Genomic DNA, 20,240 nt, shown 5'->3' on the forward strand with positions numbered 1-20,240 from the left:
TCTAATAAATTGAAACTTTAAACCTTAACAGGAATCGAGGCGAATGACAGAGGATTTACAGTATTTTCACCTGTAAATCATTCAGGCATGAGGATAACAACTTTATTGGTGACTTTAATTGTGTTTCTAAGTATTTGCTTAGTTGATTTAAAAGCCCAACCTCCTAAAGCAGAGGACCTCTTAAAAAAAATACATACTAGCGATATAGATTCTATTAAAGCGGAAGGATACTATCAATTAAGCCAGATCACAAGATACACGGACCTCCCTGCTGCTAAAAAATATGCTGACTCCGGATTATACCTCTACCAAAAGCTGCATCATGACGCTGGTATCCAACAGCGGGTCTACCTCGATGCTGTACTGGCTTATAGTGCCGGAGATTACACAAAATCCCTTGAATCAGCTTTAAAATACCAGGACTGGACGATAAAAACTAAAAATATTGAAAGAGAATGGTATGCAGTGAGTCAATTGGCGATGATTTATAGAGAGACCGGAGATTTGCCAATGGGGATCAAAGCCTCCCTGCGCGGAGTAGCGATCGGTGTGGCGCTTAACCGGGACAATGAAAATGGTTTTTTTTACAATGAACTGGGCAATCTGTATTCTAATCTCAAACAATGGGATGAGGCCAATAAATACTTCTTAAAATCTTATCAATTATCCAAAGATCTGAAATATCCTCCAGGTCAATCTGTCAGCCTACGCAACCTCACCGCAAATGCCATAGAACAAAAATCGTTTGATAACGCCAGAAAATATATCAATGAATCCCTGGAAATAGACCTGGCTTCCAAGTGGGACCTGGGAATAAGTAGATCCTACAGAAGCCTGGCTAAAATATTTGAATCGACCAATATTACGGACAGTGCCATCCTTTCATATAATATCGCGCTGCAACATCTCAACAATGATGCGGATCATTATGATTTTGCCGTCAACTACCAGGGATTGGCCAGAAACTATTTAGTAAAAAATCAATTGGACTCTGTCGAAAAATATTTAACCCTTGCTGATAAGATCGCAAAAAATCTAACTGCTGCAGATTATTCAATAGAACAAAAAAAGATCAAAGCCACCTGGTATGAAAAAACAGGCAATTATAAGCAAGCTACCAGTTATTTAAAATCATACGTAGATGAAAATGATCAACAGCTCAGCAAAGATATAGCAGCACAAATCACGGGTCTCAATGTCCGGTTTGAGTCTCAGCGTAAAGAAGATCAGATCACTCTCCTGACCACCGAGAATGAATTGGCCAGTACCCGGTTAAAATCCTCCAGGCTGGGGCTACTGGCCTCGCTGATCGGTTTGATTATTTTTTCATTGGGAAGCTATTATATCTATCGGCTTTGGCAAACGACAAAAAATCAAAACAATGTCATCAGCAAATCGCTCCAGGAAAAGGAAACCCTGATAAAAGAGATACACCACCGGGTAAAAAACAATCTGCAGTTTATCTCCTCTCTGCTCAATCTACAATCAAGGCATGTCGATGATGCTGTAGCACTGGCAGCGCTCAAAGAGAGTCAGGATAGGGTGAGATCTATGGCATTGATACATCAAAATTTATATAGAGACCATAATTTTACTTCTATTGACAGCAAAACTTATTTTGAAATGCTGGTCAAAAGTTTGTTTCAATCCTATAATATCCAGCCCGGCAAAATAAATCTGATCATGGACATAGACCCTGTACAGATCGATGTAGACAGCATGATCCCGATTGGACTCATTTTGAATGAATTAATCAGCAATTCACTAAAATATGCTTTTCCCGGAGATGCTACCGGCACCATCCATGTTGCATTAAAAGAAAAAAACAATGAGCTGTTGTTGAGCGTTGATGACAATGGGATTGGCATGCCTGAGGATCAATTAAATCAGCGTGGTCAATCTTTTGGTTATAGGCTGATCCATGCATTCAAAAATCAGCTCGACGCCGATCTCACCGTCACCAATACGAAGGGTACCAGTGTCATCATGATGATCAAACAATATAAGAAAGCTGCCTGACCCAATCGAAACTACCCCTTAGGGTGGTGTATGAGGATTTCTCTGATATCATCTTTGTCGTCTATGGATGTCACAAAAATGATAGGGTTCGTTAATTTTTCTTGTATCGTTTTCAATTCAAAAGCGAAAGATTTTTTCTATTGTGGTCATAATAGGATAGCACTTTCTACAATATCCTTGGATCCTGAATATTGCTTAAATTGATCAATTATTTAGGCTAACTATCATGAGTAATATCAGTATTCTGATCATCGAAGATGAAGCAATCATTGCAGAAGACATTAGCGACATGTTAAAGGCATTGGGATATGATGTCAGTGGCATAATCCATGACAGCGGCAAGGCTATAGACTACCTGGGCTTCCATACTCCTGACCTGGTATTATGTGATATTATGATCCGGGGAGATAAGGATGGGATCGAAGTCGCGGAGCTCATCAGGTCGAAGAAAAAAATGCCTTTTATCTACCTGACTTCCCTGACCGATCGACCGACCCTCGAAAGAGCAAAAAAAACACTCCCCTACGGCTATATTGTAAAACCATTCAATGAAAAAGACTTACTCGCCAGTATCGAAATGGCACTGTACAAATACAGCCAGGAGCTGGAGCAAATGGCAATCACGAGAGAGAAGTTAGATACGCTTGCTCTGGATCCAGTCACTAACCAGGAATACAAAGTGATTGCTGAAATGCTTAGAGGGCTAAACAATGAACAAATTATTACATCTATGTTTATCTCCAACAACACTTTGAAATACCATATCAAAAACATCATGTCCAAATTCGATGTTCAAAACCGGGGAGAACTGATGCAAAAATTTATATCAACATGGATGAAATACTAAATCTTCAGCCAAACGATGACGCTGGGAAACTACTTAATAACCTTACCGGCGAAGGCCTGTTGATTGACCTCAAAGACAATCTTATGATGGCTACCTGGATCCTGAAAGAATTGGAGGAATTAGATAAAAAGCTTGGCCAATATTGAGATTTGGAGTTGTCTGGATTTTTTTTGATTCTACAATTTAATCAAATGAGGAAGTAATATACTGAAAGGTGTCCCACGAATGCCCTAATTTTAGTATAAATTATTAGTCATGAAATACTTCACGCTCATAGTATTAACCATTTGCGGCCTTGCCGCATGCACCCCGAAAATCTATCAATCACCCGACTTTGACAAAGTCACCCGCCGTCATAAATTGGTGGCTATTTTACCTGCAGATGTCGCAATTCATTTGCGGCCAAACCAAATGAAAAATTTAACTTCTGAGCAAATCAAAGAACAGGAAGAAAATACCGGTTATGAGATACAGGAAGCAATGTATGGATGGTTATTGCACAGGTCTATGAATTATAATTATACTGTAAAATTTCAAGACATCGCGAAAACCAATACATTACTTAAGGAAGCCGACCTGGAGTATGCGGAGATCAAAACGAAAGATCGAAATACATTGGCTCAACTACTGGGTGTCGACGCCGTAATACAGGATATCACGGTTATGGACAAACCCATGTCAGATGGAGCGGCTATCGCTTTAGTTGCTATCCTTGGTACCTGGGGAGCAACCAACAAAGTCAAGACCACCATCAATATTTATGATGGTGCTTCCAGCGATCTATTATGGAAATATGACTTTGAAGCTTCCGGCTCTGTGGGATCCTCTACAGATCAATTGGTAAGCGCATTGATGAGGAATGCTTCCAGAAAATTTCCGTACCAGGCAGATTAATATGAATCTATTTGTCTAATCCTGAGGAAGTGACGCTTAATATGTTTCACTTTTTCATCAAAGATATACATTCTAATCTCTAGATTTCAAGCTAACAACTTTACTGACTACCTGGGAAGTATTATCAAATCCAGGCTGTCCACCTCCCACAAAAACTTTAAATTTTTCGCCATCGAATTTTTTTTCTCCCTGATCGTCAATATAAGCGAACGCATCTGCCCTGAGATTCAGGTTAACCATTTGACTTTCGCCGGGGTCCAGGTGAATTCTCTTATACGCTTTGAGAGAATGGATCGGCTGGTTGGGAATATCATTTAAGTTTTTGATATAGAGCTGTACCACTTCGTCGCCTGCACGTGCGCCTGTATTGCTCACCCGCACTTTCACGACAGCAGGAAGATTTTTTTCTACAACCTCATCCAATATCAATGAATCGTATTTAAAAGTAGTATAGCTCAGTCCGTAGCCGAAAGGATATAAAGCATCTCCTTTGAAGTATCGATAGGTTTGGCTGGTCATAGCATATTGGGTAAAAGGTGGCAGGTCATTTTCACTCTTGTAAAAAGTAACCGGCAATCTTCCCCCTGGGTTATAATCTCCAAACAGCACATCAGCGATGGCTGTGCCCGCAGCCTGACCCGGATACCATGCCTCCAGGATCGCCGGGAGATGCTCATTTTCCCAATTGACGGCCAATGCACTACCATTGAGCAGTACCAGGACCGTGGGTTTGCCCAAAGCCTGTATAGACCTGATCAAATCCTGTTGCACTTGTGGCAAGGCTAGTTTGGTTCTATCACCACCTTTAAATCCATCTGCCGCCACATCCATCTCCTCTCCTTCCATCCTCGGTGTGATCCCCATGCACAGGATCACTACTTCCGCTTCCTTTGCAATTGCCAGAGCTTTGGCGACCAGGTCAGGTTTTGGGGCAGCCCATACCAACTGCACCTGGGCGTCCGCAAAAGTTTCGCTGGCATCAATTCTGATATGGTAAGTTTTACCCTTTTCTAACTTTATCGGAATTGATTTTCTAAGTCTCGGATCTCCGTATTCGTTTCTAAAATGGTAAACTGTCCTGGCTACCATACTATCATCGAGATATAATTGCGTATTGCAGGTGGTGATGACACCGAGCTGGTAAATCCCTGTGAGTGCAGGCCTGATCTGACCTGTCCAGCGGACTGAAAAATCATCATCATCCATATCTTCTCTGGGAGCCCTGTCTTTCCAATTGACATCCAACACCGTATCGACACCTTTATACAATGCAGGCCCATTAAAGTCTTTATTATTAAAATATTCTACTGACAAGCCTCGCTCGTCGTTATGAAATAAAACATCGACGGGGATGGTATAAAACATCGGGATACCATCGGACAATTCACACCCTTGTGCAAAATTAACCCGGGCCTGTGGGAGTTTTTCTCTGATGCCACGCAAAGGGGTGATGGCGTCTGCAGGTACACCATTGTAATTGCCCAGCAACATGAGCCATTGGTCTGCATTGGGCCCTATGACGGCGATATTTTTTAAATCCTTTTTGAGCGGTAAAAAATTGGCTTCATTTTTAAGCAACACCATGGATTTTCTCGCCACATCCAAAGCGAGTGCGCGATGTTTGGGTTGATCTACTATAGTATAAGGCAGCCTGGCCCATTTATTGGTCGTGCTGTCATCAAACATACCAAGTTTCATCCGTGCTGTAAACAATCTTTTTAAAGCGATATCCAATTCTTTCTCCGAAATCAGATTTTGCTCCACTGCTGATTTTAGATTTTTAAAAAACCTGCCACATTCAAGATCGGTACCTGCTTTGATGGCCAGGGCGACGCCTTCTTCCGGTGTAGAAGTAAATTTATGATGCAGTGTAATGTCATCTATCGCATCACAATCTGATACTACGTATCCTTTAAAATCCCAGTCTTGCCTCAGGATATTACCCAACAAAGTTGAATTGCCACAACAAGGCACTCCATTCAAACTATTGTAGGCACACATCAACGAATAAGCCTTTCCCTCTTTAATGCCCATCTCAAATTGGGGGAGATAAGTTTCATTCATATCCTTGAGGCTGGCCTTAGCATCAAATTCATGACGCTCCGGTTCCGGACCGCTATGCACCGCAAAGTGTTTGACTGTAGCAATGGTCTTAAAAAAATATGGATCGTCCCCTTGCAGTCCTCTGATAAATTGTATACCCAAAGTACCCGTCAAAAATGGGTCCTCCCCATAAGTCTCCTGCCCACGACCCCATCGCGGATCACGAAATATATTGATATTGGGCGACCACAAAGTCAATCCCTGGTAGAGAAATCTTTTGCCCCGTCTTACAAATTCCTCATGTTTGGCCCTGGTCTCATCGGAGATGACATTAGCCACTTCGTAAATCAATGCATCATCCCAGGTCGCTGCCATGCCGATCGCCTGTGGAAACACCGTCGCCAGTCCTGCCCGCGCTATGCCATGCAATCCTTCCGACCACCAATTGTACTGCGGGATACCCAGGCTATCTATACCTGGTGCCTGGTTCATCAGTTGTTCGATTTTTTGATCCAGGGTGAGCCTGGAAACCAGATCATCTACTCGCTGATCAATGGGCATCCCTGTATCCTGAAATCCAAACTTAAACTTTGAATTAGCCGTTTTACAAGCACTGATGCCCACTAATATCAAAACCAACATAGCCAGGCAAACATTATTCATTTTCATATCAAATCTGAGTTGATCCCAAAGATAATTTTTAATTTCAGTTTTTTAATTTACAAAGGAACTCTTATGCAAAAGTCACAAATCGTAGATATCATCAGTGTATTTTGCCTTGTGCTGTTCCTGGTCAATCGATTTTGGTTAGGTAATTTTCTATGGTTGAAACTACTGTTGCTTGGCGTTATGATTGTATGCCTGATCATCAAAATCAGAGATCGCAACCAGGGTTAGTTCTAGATGTGCCACCGGGATATAGACTACTTTACAGATCTACTACTCTTTTTTCAGCATTGCTTTTTTGTGAAGATGCAATAATGGTGATCACATTCAAGCCATCCACACCACTGACCGGAAGCGCATCACCCAGCCTAAAAGCTTTGTATACACCATCATAATAATTAAGATAGTTGCCGGGTAATGTTGGGATCATACCTCTGAATACGGTTCCATCGATCGTAGCATGCAGTAAGCCTTGTTGTGATACAGGCTCCACTCCCCAATCATCCGCTGTAGGTGATACTCCAGCTTGCAATCTGGTCTCCTGCACATCCGCCCGTGATTTTAAAAACGAACCATTAGATCCATGCAAAGCAAAAGATGGTATGGGTTCGCGAAACTGATATCCTGATTTCAATCTCACCCGCATCTGAGGATAATATAATAGTATTTCAAAATAATCATCCACTTTGGAGCCCGGCCTGGTCATCATAATATCTGCAAATACACGCTCCGGCATCCCGAATAAAACAAGCGCCTGATCGATAAGATGAGGTCCCAGATCGTACAGACCTCCTACTGCAGGACCAGGCGTTTCTTTGTGTGCCTTAGGACTCAATACAAGATTGTACCGGTCGTAATGAAACTCTGCTTCCAATATATCTCCCAACACCCCGCTATCCAATACACTTTTGACAGTAAGAAAATCACTGTCCCAGCGGCGATTTTGAAAAACTGAAAGCTTCAAACCATTTTCCTTTGCTATGGAGACCAACTCACGAGCTTGCTCAACCGTAGCGGTAAATGGCTTTTCGACAATGACATTTTTGCCTGCCACCAGAGCTTGTTTGGCATAATCGTAGTGGGTGTAGCTTGGTGTATTGACCACTACCAACTCTACAGCCGGATCCATCAGCATCTCTTCATAAGTACGAAAGACTTTGACTGCTGGATATTTTTCCTGCGCCAGGTTTTTGGATCGCTCCCATACTCCATAAAAATTAAAGCCAGGATGGATAGAAATGAATGGTGCATGAAATACGGTACCACTCATACCGTAAGAACATAGTGCTGTATTGATTTGATTCATAGGATGAAGATAGAAAGTGTGAGACTTGTGTCGAAATTTTTTTCAATAAGCATCATATTAATTCAGCGAAATAAATTTTGAAGAGCGTGGTCCGATTTTTCCAATAATGTTAGAGCACAATCCTTCTTTTTCCAATATAGATTTCACTTTGCTGACATCTTGAGCTCCTACTGCTATCAACAGCCCTCCGCTCGTCTGAGGATCAGCCAATATCAAGCGCCAGTGCTCACTGGACCCTAAGCGGCTCGCCCTATCAGATGAAATATCAAAGGATACGTGTTGTGCATAACTATCCAGGTTGCGTGTAGTGCCTCCGGGGAAAGCACCAGCTTCAAGATATGATGAAACATTGGGTAAAAGTGACACCTGATCGACTTCGATCTCTGCCGAAAGATCACTTCCTCTCGCCATTTCAAGTAAGTGACCTAATAATCCAAATCCCGTGACATCTGTCATGGCATGCACCCCTTCTATAGCTGCCAGCTCGATACCCACCTTGTTCAAAGTACACATTGTCTCTACCATTATTTTTTCATCGGCTTTGGTGAGTAAGCCCTTTTTCTGAGCAGTGCTTAAGATTCCGATACCGATGGGTTTGGTCAGGAATAATACATCCCCTTCCTGTGCAGTATCATTTTTTTTGATCCTGGTTTTGTCAATGGTACCGGTGACGGCCAGTCCAAATATTGGTTCCGGACTATCTATGCTATGGCCTCCTGCCAGTGGGATTCCTGCAGCCTGGCATACTGCTCTGCCTCCGTCGACCACTTGTCGGGCGACTTCTAAGGGAATTTTATTGACAGGCCAACCCAATACTGAAATCGCCATGATGGGTGTGCCTCCCATAGCGTAGATATCACTGATCGAATTGGTAGCCGCTATGCGTCCGAAATCAAAAGCATCGTCTACAATCGGCATAAAAAAATCGGTAGTACTGATCACAGCCTGGCCATGACCGATATCATAGACTGCCGCATCATCCCGGGAGTCATATCCCACCAATAGTTTTGGATCAGGCAATATCGACTGGGTAGATTGGAGTATCACTTCAAGGTTTTTGGGAGAGATTTTGCAGCCGCAGCCCGCACCATGACTATACTGCGTGAGTTTGATGGATTCCATATAATAAGTCTGATTTATGTTTTAAGATGAGATCCGCATTGAAGGCAGGATCGATGGTTTCAGTGGGTAGTTTATGTACAGAAGAGGGCACCCGACGACCGACTCCGGCTTCATAATATTTGTCATAATAACCTAAAGTGATTCGCGCCACTTCTGTGTAGTCTTTGATCTTCAGTGCGTCTAAAGCAAGTTTGGTATTCAATCCGCCCAACCTTTTACTGATACGAAGGATACTGGTTTCTAATTTTTCATCCCCAAAATGGGAGTAGGTTTTGACTAAATGGGGTATCCTTACGGTAATAGGTATATCCAGAAAAAAAACGGGGGCTGATCTGATTTGTTCATATACAGTATTGGGTATGCGCACCATCCCTATTCGTTCGCTTTCATCCTCCATCCAGATACTAGCTGATGCTTGGGGGTGCAGGTTTTGAGCAAGATTGTTTTCAAATTGTTCCTGAGTGGGCTGTGCCTGTTCTCCGATCCAACCAAATGCCGATCCTTTGTGATGTGCAAGGCCTTCCAAATCGATGACGGGTAGTTGGTGAGCAGCCAATTGTTTCAGCACATCCGTTTTAGCACTTCCTGTACGCCCACCGAGAATGTACAGTTCATATTTTTTTCAAATTGAGCGAGCACCCAGTTTCGATATACTTTATACCCCCCGGTCAGGGTGAGCACCTGTTCAAAACCCATGGTATGTAGCAACCAGGCTACGCTGCCACTGCGCATTCCGCCACGCCAGCAATGCAACCTGACCTTTTTCAACGGGGCGATGGCCAAAGCCGCTTTTACTATGTCCGCCAATTTTGGGCCAGCCAATTCAAGCCCCTGGATCAAAGCTTCGGATTTGCCGGCTTGTTTGTACGTGGTACCTACCAAAGCCCTACCCTCATCATCAAATAAGGGTATCGAATGCGCCCCGGGCACATGACCATGGGCATATTCCGATGGTGACCGGACATCCAGTATAGGCAGGTCGGTAGCCTGCAACCATTCCTCAATAGAAGTCGAATGATGCATAGAGCCTCAAAGATAAGTTTTTAAAAAACCATAGTTTCGCACTAAGTATTCCTAATTTAACAAGTATGATGCATTGGCCGGATTATTCGCTTTTAGACTGCGGTGGGCAAGAAAAACTCGAACGCTTTGGGCCTTATGTATTGCGCCGTCCTGAACCGCAGGCGATCTGGAGCAAACAGGCTGAAGCATCCATCTGGCATCGATATGATGCATCTTTTACCCGTAGCAATCAGGAGAAAGCCGGAGGTTGGACCTTTACAAAAGCACCGATCCAACCCTGGTGGATCCACTATCAAAAGGTGAAGTTACAGCTGCAATGCACTTCCTTTGGTCACGTGGGGGTATTTCCCGAACAAATAGAAAATTGGGCTAAACTTGATCAGTTGATACAAAAACTTACCCAACCTAAAGTCCTAAACCTCTTTGCTTATACCGGTGCAGCCAGCCTGGTAGCAAGGCAGGCCGGCGCAGAGGTCTATCATGTCGATGCTGTCCCCTCTATGCTTACCTGGGCCCGAACCAATATGGAGCAAAGTGACCTGAGTGACATCCGGTGGGTAGCTGAGGATGCCTTTAAATTTGTGTCGCGGGAAGTCAATCGAAGCAAATCCTATGACGGAATCATCCTCGATCCTCCAGCCTACGGTCGGGGTCCTAAAGGTGAAAAATGGCTATTGGCAGACCAAATCGATGAGCTATTGGATAAATGCGCTCAGCTACTCAAGCCCGCCGGAAAGTTTATCCTGCTCAATATGTATTCAATGGGCTTTTCTCCTATGATTGCTCAGCAGCTTTTAGAACTGCATTTTAAAGGCTGGCATATTGAAGCAAAAGAATTGTATATCACAGCGGAGAGTGGAGTAGTTTTGCCTTTGGGCATTTATGGATTGGCGGTCAGGAATAGTGCCAAATAATAGAACCACCGTGCATCTAATTATCCAGCGCGCAGGCTACTAAACCTTCCATACTACCTATTGGCTGGTTACGTTAATTTTTTAACGCTTTATAAACCAAATAAAAGGAAGGTATTATGACCAATACGAAGACAAATGGCAGCAACCCTTTACTCAGACCTAACTTATTGCCATGTACTGAATCGTACACGGCAACAAGGATAAATGTAAACATCAAGGGCAAGATAACATTTATATATCTCATTAATCTTGATGCCATTACGTATTGTTTTTTTGCATTTTCCGGGGTGATTTTTACAGGATAATTGTATAAATAGGGTTTGTCTTCCAAATACCACAAAAGCCCAAAAGTGAGGCTGCAGATGATTGGTAGTATGAAGAATATTTTTTTATGGCCAAAACCATCCGCTTCTCCATGCAAATTAAAATGAGTAGGACTGATCTCAGGGAGGTCGGTATAAATAAAGAAAAAGGTCATCCATGTCAAGATCAATGCGATCCGGGAGCCGGTATGAAGTACTTTATCCATACGGCTCAATTCTAATTCTACCCTTGGCCTGTTGTCCATATTTAATAGGTATAAGCTACAAAAGTAGAAGATATCTATTATGAACCAATTTCTTAAATAAGCTCAATCTCTGGGATCACAGGCAGCTCTATGCTCCGCTAACTTCCTCTGTCTCATGCATTAGCTCTTTGGCTGCCCATTGACTGAGTTGGCTACTTTATGAATAAATGATTAATTAACAACTTGTTATACCCACCTTACTCTTCAAACAAACGAAAAGTATTACCTTTGCACTCCTTTTAACACAAAATCAGTCTTTTTATGGATATTCGGAATATTGCGATCATCGCCCACGTAGATCATGGGAAAACTACCCTGGTAGACAAAATCCTCCATGCTACAAAAGTATTTCGTGACAATCAGGAGACGGGTGATCTGATCATGGACTCCAATGAATTGGAAAGAGAACGTGGGATCACGATATTTTCAAAAAATGCATCCGTCGTATACAAAGGCACCAAGATCAATGTCATCGACACCCCTGGTCACGCCGATTTCGGTGGTGAAGTAGAGCGGGTACTCAAAATGGCTGATGGAGTACTGCTATTAGTAGATGCTTTTGAAGGAACCATGCCTCAGACCCGATTTGTGCTCCAAAAAGCACTCGAGCTTAACCTCAGACCGATGGTGGTCATCAATAAAGTAGACAAACCAAATTGTCGGCCTGCAGAAGTACAAGAACAGATATTCGAACTATTCTATAATCTAAATGCAACCGAAGAGCAGTTGGATTTTCCTACTTTTTATGGATCAGGCAAACACGGATGGTTCAATGACTCCATGACTCCCAGTGATGACATCACCCCATTATTAGATGGCATCCTTAAATATGTACCAGAACCCAAAATAGAAGAAGGCAACCTTCAGATGCAGCTCACCTCTATTGACTATTCCTCTTACCATGGTCGTATCGGCATCGGCAAAGTCAGCCGTGGCAAGATCAAAGAAAATCAAACCATCAGCCTTGTGCAAGCAGAAAAAACGATCAGAACCCGGATCAAAGAGCTTTTTATCTTCGAAGGGATGGGTAAGAAAAAAGTGAATGAAGTAATGGCAGGCGATATTTGCGCTGTTGTCGGACTTGAATCATTTAATATCGGTGATACCATCGCAGACATAGATTCTCCGGAAGGACTGCCTACCATCACAGTGGACGAACCAACAATGAATATGTCTTTTGGAATAAATAATTCTCCTTTCTATGGTCGGGACGGCAAATATGTAACCTCGCGCCATATCAAAGAAAGACTAGCTAAAGAAATTGAAAAAAATCTCGCCCTCAGAGTAGAAGAGACCAACAGTGCAGATACACTGATGGTATTTGGCAGAGGTATACTCCACTTAGGGGTATTGGTAGAAACCATGCGTCGTGAAGGTTATGAACTTACTGTAGGCCAACCAAAAGTCATCACCAAAGTCATTGATGGTCAAAAATGTGAGCCCTTCGAATTGCTGGTCGTCGATGTACTGTCTGAGTATAGCGGCAAGGTGATCGACCTGGTGACTTCGCGCAAAGGCGAGATGCATGTGATGGAGACCCGCAATGATATCCAGCATCTTGAGTTTGAAATACCTTCCAGAGGTTTGATCGGTCTTAGGTCACGGATCCTGGTGCAGACTGCCGGTGAAGCTATCATGTCCCACCGATTTACAGAGTATAAGCCCTGGAAAGGTCCTATCCCGGGAAGAAATAATGGTGTCCTCATAGCCAAATCTCAAGGATCCGCCACAGGTTACTCTATCGATAAATTACAGGATCGCGGTTCGTTTTTTATAGAACCCGGCGATGAAGTATATCCAGGTCAAATCATTGGTGAAACTACCAAACCCGGTGATCTCGTAGTCAATGCCTGTGAACCAAAAAAGCTCAGCAACGTTCGTGCTTCAGGTTCTGATGATGCTGCTCGTATATTCCCCAAAATAGACCTCACCTTAGAAGAGTGTATGGAATATATAGAGAGTGACGAATGTATCGAAGTGACTCCTAAAAATGTTCGATTACGCAAAGTGGTCCTTGGAGAAGAAGATCGAAAAAAATCAGAAAAATCCAAAGCGCTGGAAGTAGCTTAAAGTATTGATTTTCACGTTTTTTAATCGTAATATTATCTGAGCTGGTGTTCAGAATAAGTGATATTTGATAATTTTTTTTGCATTTTTCATGTATCTATGATAAAAAAATATGCATTTCTACATGAATGCTAGTCTCCAAAGACCTGTCTTTATACCGATCAATTTTTAAACCATAGATCTACCTGCAGCTTATAGATACCCTTTCCATTTATAGACCAGGCTGCCTACCCATTCGTGAATCAGGGCCTGCCATTCTCCCAATGCTTTGGTATCGGGGTTGATGTACTCCAGGTACTCCAGTTTGTCCTTTTGCTGATAATCAGCCGGGTAAGTATCCAAAGGAATACCTTGTTTTCTAAAACATCCTTCGGCACGGGACATATGCACTGCTGAAGTGATCAATAAGATTTTTAAGGTACAATGCAACGAATCCAATATCTTTTTTACCTCCAGGGCATTCTCATACGTATTTCTACTATTAGCCTCTACGAGGATGGTGGAATCAGGCCAATTATTTTCCACCAAAAAAGTTTTCATATGATCGGTCTCTATATCCCTAAACCGGGACAAGCCACCTACGCCACCGCTCAGGATCACTTTATTCACCCGACCTGACTGGACTAGCTCCATACATTCCGTAAGTCTGTTGATATGATCATTAAAAAATATACGATCCGGAAAATTATGGTTGGAATGGGCCAAACCACCGCCCAGGACGACGGCATATGCATACGGCACCTGGATACTTGCCTGCATTAAAGGGGCGGGCTCAATACTTTTATAGACTTGATTGATCAGTGCACGATTTCCAAATATCAGAAAACCAATCAAAGCGCCAATTCTTAAAACAAATTTTACCCGCTGTTTTTTGAAAACAAAAGACAACAGGAATGAAACCACTATCCAATTATATGGAGAGATGACCAAGGATAAGATTTTTGAAAATAAATGAAACATGGCTTATTTGAGGGTCGCGCGCGTGATCGCATCGTCGTGCCATTTGGGTGCTGTGCGTATGGCCGGGATTACCTCTTCAGGGTGATGCACTACGGTCCACATTTGGGTAGAGTCCGCATTCATAAATCGCTCATCGATACATTTATGCAACATTGCTATCAGATCATCATAAAACCCATCTGTGTTAAGCAGGATGATAGGCTTATTAAACAGACCCAGCCTTTTGAGTGTAATAGCCTCCAGAAGTTCTTCCAGGGTCCCACATCCGCCAGCCATGGCCACCAATGCATCAGTGCCATCCAGAAATCTTTTTTTCCTCTCATGCATATCCCCTACTATATGGAGTTCGGTGATTTTATTGTGTGCCCACTCTACTTGCTTCATAAAATCCGGAATGATCCCAATCACCTTGCCACCGGCGTACATGACATGATCAGCGATACGCCCCATGAGGCCGGAAGCCCCTCCCCCATATACCAGGGTAATATGATGCTCTGCCAGCAAATCACCCAACCTACCGGCAGCCTCAAAATATTTGATGTCTATCTGATTGCTTGAAGCGCAATAGACACAGACCTGGCTCAATCCTACATTCATGGGGCTAAAGATAATATTCCGTCTTGGTTTTGATTTAAGTGAAGATTCATGTCTGTACACCAGCTCGTTGGGATTGAAACAAAAAAATATGTAGGTTTATGCTTTACACTATGCAGCTGTCTGTAATCATACCAGTCCTCAATGAGGAAAAATTATTGCCGGGTTTGTTGAACTTTCTGGTCGATTTTCTGAGTGAAGGTATAGAAATCATTGTAGTGGACGGAGGATCAAAGGATGATACCATATCCATCGCCAAATCATATCCGGTACTACTCCTCGAGACCATCAAATCTAATCGTGCCTCTCAATTAAATCTGGGTGCCAAAATGGCCAAAGGTGAGGTATTGTATTTTTTACATGTCGATACGATGCCGCCTGCTTCATTCATCCAAGATATTTTTGAGCAGCGATCCGCCGGATATGAATCCGGATCATACCGCTTGCAATTGGGAGAGCAAAAAAGCGGTCTATTAGCCATCAATTCATTTTTTACCAAATTCCGCTGGCTGATTTTCCAGGGCGGCGGAGATCAAAGTTTATTTATAGGTCGCTCCACTTTTGAAAAAATAGGTGGTTACAATGACTCCTATGTGATTATGGAAGATTTTGACCTGGTCAGAAGATTGTGGAAACATCCTATCAAAACTGTAGTCATGGACAAAACCATCGTCGTCTCAAATCGCAAATATCAAACTAACGCTTATCTCAAAGTGCAGATGGCTAACCTGATTGCATTTTCAGCATTTAAATTGGGGGTATCTCCCGTAAAAATTAAGTCCTGGTACTGCAGTATGCTTCATCCCTGGAGATAAAAGAGGTGCTTCCTAAATAACTAAATCTTTATTGGAAGCTTTATACCGCCCCTTGCTAAATTTACTTCCATTAAAAGTCTCTGTTTTTCTCTTTGCTGCCTGTTCTTCCTGTGGTAATCGGATAAAGTCAGCACACTTTTGAGAACAGCAGTGATCAAACTGCTCACCACAAGAGCTGCATTGAATGAAGAGGATATGACAGGCATCATTGGCGCAGTTGACATGGTCATCACTCGGGGCTCCACACTGGTGGCAGTGGGCGATCACATCCTCGCTGATTCGTTCGCCCAACCTTTCATCAAACACAAAGTTTTTGCCAATAAACAGATTGGGCAGACCCAGGTATTCAACATCATGCGCATATTTGATGATGCCTCCGTCTAGCTGGTATACTTCATTAAAACCATGATGCTTGAGATAGGCTGAGGCTTTTTCACATCGGATCCCACCGGTACAATACATGATGATGGGTTGGTCTTTTTTGTCAGCCAATGCTTCCGCGACCAAAGGGAGAGATTCTCTAAAAGTCACTACTTCAGGGGTAATGGCTTTTTTAAAATGGCCTATCTCACTCTCATAATGATTGCGCATGTCTACGATCACGGTATCGCTCTGAGAGGCTAATCGATTAAAGTTCGCTGCATCCAGGTGCACTCCACTTTTAGTCACATCAAAATCAGGATCTTCAATCCCGTCTGCGACTATTTTATCGCGCACTTTGATGATGAGTGCAAAAAATGATTTGGCATCATGCTCTACCGCTACATTTAATCGTATACCCCTCAAAGATTCGATCGAATCAATGAGGCTTTTAAACTCGTCCCATCGAGGAGTCGGCAGGCTGATCTGGGCATTGATCCCTTCATAGGCCACATAAATGCGCCCTTTGACTTCAAGGGCATCAAACCATTGGTAAAGCTGATTTCTAAATAGCTGAGGTTGATCGATCTTAATGTACTTGTAAAATGATACAACGGTACGATCTTCTACCTGGGACGCATACAGTTTTTTAAGTTCTTTGCGGTTGTATTTATTATGAAGCTGTTTGGCCATATTCGCTGCAAAGATAAGAGTCAAATTTTATTTACGTTACGTAGATACGACCAATTCCTTCCTTGCAGGGCAAAAGGTGTTTTATAACATATATCTGTCTGTCATACATCCAGCAATTTTAAAGCTGCCTCGTTCAGGCGCTCCCTGGTGGCTGGAAGGATATAGCGCTTTTGATCTATTTGTTGAGGTTGATCTCTTCTGCAAAAATAGCTGTGCACAGCTCTGCGAAGATCATTGGTATCATTGCGGGTACCACCATGCCAGGTGTGCGAGTTAAATATAGCTACTGTACCGGCAGGAGCCTCGAGTATCAATTGGTCGGGATGAATCGATTGTGGATCTTTCAATACATCCTGCGGCAATCGCCCATGCAGGTGCGTGCCAGGGACCATGCGGGTAGCTCCATTGGCCACACTAAAGTCGTCCAGCAACCAAATTGAATTGCATACTTTGTAATCACCTGTTGCTACCGCTTCATGCCAGTCTACATGAAGTTTTTGCTCTCCTGCGCCGGGTTTTGCTGCCCTGTAATTGAGTGATGAAAGTTTCATCTCCTTACCGAGCACCCGACTGATAGCAGCCAGGACTTTGGGATGAGTATAAAAAATATCAAAGACCTGGCCTTTATTGACGAGGTCTGCGAGCCTGTCAGCTCCAGCTTCTTTTGGATGTCGGATATAAGGCGAGTCCATCAGCTCCGCTCCCGCGTTTTCACCTTCCCTCTGCATCAAAATCATCAAGTGATCCCTGATTTGGGTCACTTCTTCGTCACTTAATATTTCCCCCAGGACCAGGTAACCTTGAGTATCCAGAAATACCTTTTCAGCCTGCGTCAAAAGATCATCGGTGACTCCCAGCTCTTCCAGGTAATGTGCCATATTGTTTGTATTAGGTAATATCCTTTTCAGTTGAGGACGATATTAAAGATAATTCGACACATATATATATTATACTGCCGGCTTGAAGCTTAATTTTTTTAAAACTCCATCCTACCCTATTCCTTTCTTTCGATTAATTCGACCAGCGTATTATTTTTAACTATAAAATATAGGATACAAAGGATAAATGCTGCTCTTTGAGGACCTAAAAATATTTAAATAAACAATAGTAATATATGTATAGTATTGTATATCTGTCATTAACAAAATTATCAAACCTAGATCCTTGCCAACTTAAGTACTATGTATCACACAATACCTGATTTAACCATATATTTGCTACATGGATGGAAATACATTAAACATCGCCAACAGCAAAGCCCAACTTCGAAAAGGAGTTCTGGAGCTTTGTATCCTAGCTATCATCCATGAGCAACCCATCTATCCGTCGGACATCATCAAACGGTTGAAGGAATCACAGCTCATCGTGGTAGAAGGCACATTGTATCCGCTGCTCAACAGGCTCAAGGATGCGGGATATTTGGAATATAACTGGCAAGAGTCCAGATCAGGACCACCGAGAAAATATTACCAAATCACTGAACATGGAAAACAGCTCTACCTGGAGTTGCATGATTCCTGGAATGATTTAGTCCATAGTGTTAATCAAACTACAAATAACAAATAATGAATAAGATTCATACCATAAATTTAGGAGGTCACCCTTTTACGGTCGATGAAGATGCCTTCGAATATTTACAAGCCTATATAAGAAGTCTTCGCAAACATTTCAAAAACTCCGCCGGATGTGAGGAGATCATCGGTGATATCGAATCCCGGCTCGCTGAGTTATTGACAGAGCGTCTTGATGGCAGGACTATTGTGACCCTACGGGAGGTCAAAGAGGTCATCTCTATCATGGGATCCCCGGAAGAATTCGGAGCTGATCCGATTGATGAAACGATCATCGATCCTGACCGGCCCAGAAAAACCCATAAAGGCAAAAAATTGTTTAAAGACCCTGATGACAAGATCATCTCTGGTGTCTGTTCCGGTATAGCTGCCTATTTTGGAATCCAGGATCCTGTGTGGGTACGATTGATCTTTTCTGTATTGATATTTGGTGGAGGCATCGGCTTTCCTGTATATATCATATTGAGTATCATCTTGCCTAAGGCCACCACTGCTGCGGACAGACTGGCCATGAAGGGCGAGCCCATAGATTACAATTCCATTGCTAAAACAGTACAGGAAGAGATAGAGCATTTGTCCAATGAATTCAATAGCAATTTGGATCCTGAGACGAAAAAACAATTTAAAGCCAGCTTTTCTACTGCAGGCAAGGTAGTATCTGCCGGATCCGGCTTGTTAAGTGGTTTATTCCTTTTAATTGGCAATATTCTCCGTAACCTGGTCCCGATCGCATTAAAAGTATTTGCAGTGGTTGCTTTGATTTGTCTGTCACTTTTCATTATCAGCATGATCTTTGGTTGGTCTATGCTCTGGCCTTATGCATCTTTTTTCTTTTCTGGTTCTAAAGCTACTTCGGCTTTGTCTATGATGAATGCATTTTTCCTGGTCTTGATCCCTATGGTTTTTGTGATTTTTATGGGTGCGCGGATGTATAATGGTACACGACTGCCCAAATCCCTGGCTGCCGGACTGGGAGGACTTTGGTTACTCAATCTCATGGGTGGTGCCTTCTTTGGCCTGAATACCGCTCGCCAATTTAGCAACCATGCCCACCAAGATCGAATAGTGTATGAAGGAAAGATCAACAGCGATGTACTCAATGTGCAAGTAGGTGACAAAAAAGACCGCAATGATTTCTTCAAATTATTTGGAGAGGTTTGGATCGAAGACGGCAAAGTAATCTACCCTAAAGTGCCGGTGCATATCTCTGCTTCCAATGATGACCAGTTTCACATACGCCAGGACTTACACGCAGCAGGCTCCAGCAATGCAGAAGCCAGACGACGCGCCCTGAAAATAGATGATGTAGCCAGGATAGATGGCAATACGCTCTATGTAGACAATTATATTGGTATCGATCGCCAGACTAAAATCAGGGATCAGCATACTTCGGTCTTTATCGAAGTGCCTGTTGGAAAAAGTGTCAGGATCGGTGAAGACATGTATCCGGTCGATGGTGACAAAATAGAATCCAACGATTATCCCTGGAATATGAATGGGCTCACCTGGGTCATGACCAAAGATGGATTGATCTGCCCGGAATATGATGCTGCTCATCCCAAAGTGATCGAAGATGCACAGCAATCAGTAGGTGATGCACAAGATGTCAAAGATGAAATAAAAAAAGCCGTCGAAGATGCCCACCAGGCAGTCGATGAAGCAAAGGATGAAGTCAAAAAAGCGGTAAAAGAAGTAAAAGAGGCCGCCAAAGAAGTACAGAAAGAAGTAAAGGAACGCAAAGTGAATTGATTTAGAGTAATACTTATAAGAGCAGTATG

General features: G+C 42.8%; 18 protein-coding genes and 1 pseudogene. 10 read left to right on the top strand and 9 right to left on the bottom strand.

From position 1 onward, the window contains the following. Positions 1-87 precede the first annotated feature (87 nt). From IPJ09_11505 to IPJ09_11520, 4 genes are all read left to right on the top strand, one after another. Positions 88-2,019 carry a hypothetical protein gene (locus tag IPJ09_11505; protein ID MBK7372047.1) on the top strand — a complete coding sequence of 644 codons (1,932 nt, stop codon included), beginning with the start codon at positions 88-90 and terminating at the stop codon, positions 2,017-2,019. Positions 2,020-2,245: 226 nt separating this feature from the next. Beyond that, positions 2,246-2,866 carry a response regulator transcription factor gene (locus IPJ09_11510; GenBank protein MBK7372048.1) on the top strand — a complete coding sequence of 207 codons (621 nt, stop codon included), beginning with the start codon at positions 2,246-2,248 and terminating at the stop codon, positions 2,864-2,866. Further along, entirely contained in the window at positions 2,851-3,012 is a 162-nt protein-coding gene (locus IPJ09_11515; GenBank protein ID MBK7372049.1) for a hypothetical protein, read from the top strand. Before IPJ09_11510 ends, IPJ09_11515 begins: the two co-directional genes overlap by 16 nt. A 109-nt stretch (positions 3,013-3,121) precedes the next feature. Next, complete coding sequence (locus IPJ09_11520; GenBank protein MBK7372050.1) at positions 3,122-3,760, top strand: hypothetical protein; 639 nt, start codon at positions 3,122-3,124, stop codon at positions 3,758-3,760. A 72-nt stretch (positions 3,761-3,832) separates the two neighbouring features. On the opposite strand, the gene IPJ09_11525 is transcribed toward IPJ09_11520, so the two are convergent. Then, on the bottom strand, positions 3,833-6,472 hold the full coding sequence (locus IPJ09_11525; GenBank protein MBK7372051.1) for a glycoside hydrolase family 3 C-terminal domain-containing protein: 2,640 nt from the start codon (positions 6,470-6,472) through the stop codon (positions 3,833-3,835). 66 nt (positions 6,473-6,538) lie between these two features. On the opposite strand from IPJ09_11525, the gene IPJ09_11530 reads away from it, so the two are divergent. Continuing rightward, on the top strand, positions 6,539-6,700 hold the full coding sequence (locus IPJ09_11530) for a hypothetical protein (protein MBK7372052.1): 162 nt from the start codon (positions 6,539-6,541) through the stop codon (positions 6,698-6,700). Positions 6,701-6,731: 31 nt separating this feature from the next. Here IPJ09_11530 and IPJ09_11535 read toward each other — a convergent pair whose 3' ends face one another. The 3 genes and pseudogenes from IPJ09_11535 to mnmH all read right to left on the bottom strand — a co-directional run bounded on the left by IPJ09_11535 (position 6,732) and on the right by mnmH (position 9,920). After that, complete coding sequence (locus IPJ09_11535) at positions 6,732-7,775, bottom strand: Gfo/Idh/MocA family oxidoreductase (protein ID MBK7372053.1); 1,044 nt, start codon at positions 7,773-7,775, stop codon at positions 6,732-6,734. Between the two features lie 57 nt (positions 7,776-7,832). Further along, on the bottom strand, positions 7,833-8,897 hold the full coding sequence (gene selD, locus IPJ09_11540) for a selenide, water dikinase SelD (protein MBK7372054.1): 1,065 nt from the start codon (positions 8,895-8,897) through the stop codon (positions 7,833-7,835). Further along, positions 8,869-9,920 (bottom strand): annotated as a pseudogene (mnmH, locus tag IPJ09_11545) (tRNA 2-selenouridine(34) synthase MnmH). Before mnmH ends, selD begins: the two are co-directional and overlap by 29 nt. A gap of 65 nt (positions 9,921-9,985) precedes the next feature. Here mnmH and IPJ09_11550 point away from each other — a divergent pair. Then, positions 9,986-10,834, top strand: coding sequence for a class I SAM-dependent methyltransferase (locus tag IPJ09_11550; protein ID MBK7372055.1), 849 nt, complete (start codon positions 9,986-9,988; stop codon positions 10,832-10,834). 73 nt (positions 10,835-10,907) lie between these two features. On the opposite strand, the gene IPJ09_11555 is transcribed toward IPJ09_11550, so the two are convergent. Then, entirely contained in the window at positions 10,908-11,402 is a 495-nt protein-coding gene (locus tag IPJ09_11555) for a DUF1648 domain-containing protein (GenBank protein ID MBK7372056.1), read from the bottom strand. 261 nt (positions 11,403-11,663) lie between these two features. On the opposite strand from IPJ09_11555, the gene typA reads away from it, so the two are divergent. Continuing rightward, a complete protein-coding gene (gene typA / locus IPJ09_11560) occupies positions 11,664-13,472 on the top strand; it encodes a translational GTPase TypA (protein ID MBK7372057.1) in 1,809 nt (602 codons plus the stop codon). 189 nt (positions 13,473-13,661) lie between these two features. Here typA and IPJ09_11565 read toward each other — a convergent pair whose 3' ends face one another. After that, positions 13,662-14,429, bottom strand: coding sequence for a YdcF family protein (locus IPJ09_11565; GenBank protein MBK7372058.1), 768 nt, complete (start codon positions 14,427-14,429; stop codon positions 13,662-13,664). 3 nt (positions 14,430-14,432) lie between these two features. After that, positions 14,433-15,026 (bottom strand): TIGR00730 family Rossman fold protein, encoded by a 594-nt coding sequence (locus tag IPJ09_11570; protein MBK7372059.1) that lies wholly within the window; start codon positions 15,024-15,026, stop codon positions 14,433-14,435. Between the two features lie 110 nt (positions 15,027-15,136). On the opposite strand from IPJ09_11570, the gene IPJ09_11575 reads away from it, so the two are divergent. Further along, positions 15,137-15,838 carry a TIGR04283 family arsenosugar biosynthesis glycosyltransferase gene (locus IPJ09_11575; GenBank protein ID MBK7372060.1) on the top strand — a complete coding sequence of 234 codons (702 nt, stop codon included), beginning with the start codon at positions 15,137-15,139 and terminating at the stop codon, positions 15,836-15,838. Positions 15,839-15,850: 12 nt separating this feature from the next. Here the strand turns inward: IPJ09_11575 and IPJ09_11580 are convergent, their stop codons facing one another. Then, positions 15,851-16,891, bottom strand: a complete 1,041-nt coding sequence (locus IPJ09_11580) for a rhodanese-related sulfurtransferase (protein MBK7372061.1) — start codon at positions 16,889-16,891, stop codon at positions 15,851-15,853. A 101-nt stretch (positions 16,892-16,992) separates the two neighbouring features. Beyond that, the gene (locus IPJ09_11585; protein ID MBK7372062.1) at positions 16,993-17,769 is read right to left on the bottom strand and encodes a phytanoyl-CoA dioxygenase family protein; all 777 of its coding nucleotides are present in this window, start codon (positions 17,767-17,769) and stop codon (positions 16,993-16,995) included. A 343-nt stretch (positions 17,770-18,112) separates the two neighbouring features. Between IPJ09_11585 and IPJ09_11590 the strand changes: the two genes are divergently transcribed. Together IPJ09_11590 and IPJ09_11595 are read left to right on the top strand one after the other, a co-directional pair. Further along, positions 18,113-18,457, top strand: a complete 345-nt coding sequence (locus tag IPJ09_11590) for a PadR family transcriptional regulator (GenBank protein ID MBK7372063.1) — start codon at positions 18,113-18,115, stop codon at positions 18,455-18,457. Next, positions 18,457-20,211, top strand: a complete 1,755-nt coding sequence (locus IPJ09_11595; protein ID MBK7372064.1) for a PspC domain-containing protein — start codon at positions 18,457-18,459, stop codon at positions 20,209-20,211. The genes IPJ09_11590 and IPJ09_11595 overlap by 1 nt, the downstream gene beginning before the upstream one ends. The last annotated feature ends 29 nt before the right edge of the window (positions 20,212-20,240 follow it).

Source organism: Saprospiraceae bacterium (assembly GCA_016709995.1).
Lineage (GTDB): Bacteria > Bacteroidota > Bacteroidia > Chitinophagales > Saprospiraceae > JADJLQ01.

Bases quoted from the DNA above. Each gene is read 5' to 3' on its own strand.
- IPJ09_11505 (MBK7372047.1), top strand. From the start codon at position 88: ATGAGGATAACAACTTTATTGGTGACTTTAATTGTGTTTCTAAGTATT.
- IPJ09_11510 (MBK7372048.1), top strand. From the start codon at position 2,246: ATGAGTAATATCAGTATTCTGATCATCGAAGATGAAGCAATCATTGCA.
- IPJ09_11515 (MBK7372049.1), top strand. From the start codon at position 2,851: ATGGATGAAATACTAAATCTTCAGCCAAACGATGACGCTGGGAAACTA.
- IPJ09_11520 (MBK7372050.1), top strand. From the start codon at position 3,122: ATGAAATACTTCACGCTCATAGTATTAACCATTTGCGGCCTTGCCGCA.
- IPJ09_11525 (MBK7372051.1), bottom strand. From the start codon at position 6,472: ATGAAAATGAATAATGTTTGCCTGGCTATGTTGGTTTTGATATTAGTG.
- IPJ09_11530 (MBK7372052.1), top strand. From the start codon at position 6,539: ATGCAAAAGTCACAAATCGTAGATATCATCAGTGTATTTTGCCTTGTG.
- IPJ09_11535 (MBK7372053.1), bottom strand. From the start codon at position 7,775: ATGAATCAAATCAATACAGCACTATGTTCTTACGGTATGAGTGGTACC.
- selD (MBK7372054.1), bottom strand. From the start codon at position 8,897: ATGGAATCCATCAAACTCACGCAGTATAGTCATGGTGCGGGCTGCGGC.
- IPJ09_11550 (MBK7372055.1), top strand. From the start codon at position 9,986: ATGATGCATTGGCCGGATTATTCGCTTTTAGACTGCGGTGGGCAAGAA.
- IPJ09_11555 (MBK7372056.1), bottom strand. From the start codon at position 11,402: ATGGACAACAGGCCAAGGGTAGAATTAGAATTGAGCCGTATGGATAAA.
- typA (MBK7372057.1), top strand. From the start codon at position 11,664: ATGGATATTCGGAATATTGCGATCATCGCCCACGTAGATCATGGGAAA.
- IPJ09_11565 (MBK7372058.1), bottom strand. From the start codon at position 14,429: ATGTTTCATTTATTTTCAAAAATCTTATCCTTGGTCATCTCTCCATAT.
- IPJ09_11570 (MBK7372059.1), bottom strand. From the start codon at position 15,026: ATGAATGTAGGATTGAGCCAGGTCTGTGTCTATTGCGCTTCAAGCAAT.
- IPJ09_11575 (MBK7372060.1), top strand. From the start codon at position 15,137: ATGCAGCTGTCTGTAATCATACCAGTCCTCAATGAGGAAAAATTATTG.
- IPJ09_11580 (MBK7372061.1), bottom strand. From the start codon at position 16,891: ATGGCCAAACAGCTTCATAATAAATACAACCGCAAAGAACTTAAAAAA.
- IPJ09_11585 (MBK7372062.1), bottom strand. From the start codon at position 17,769: ATGGCACATTACCTGGAAGAGCTGGGAGTCACCGATGATCTTTTGACG.
- IPJ09_11590 (MBK7372063.1), top strand. From the start codon at position 18,113: ATGGATGGAAATACATTAAACATCGCCAACAGCAAAGCCCAACTTCGA.
- IPJ09_11595 (MBK7372064.1), top strand. From the start codon at position 18,457: ATGAATAAGATTCATACCATAAATTTAGGAGGTCACCCTTTTACGGTC.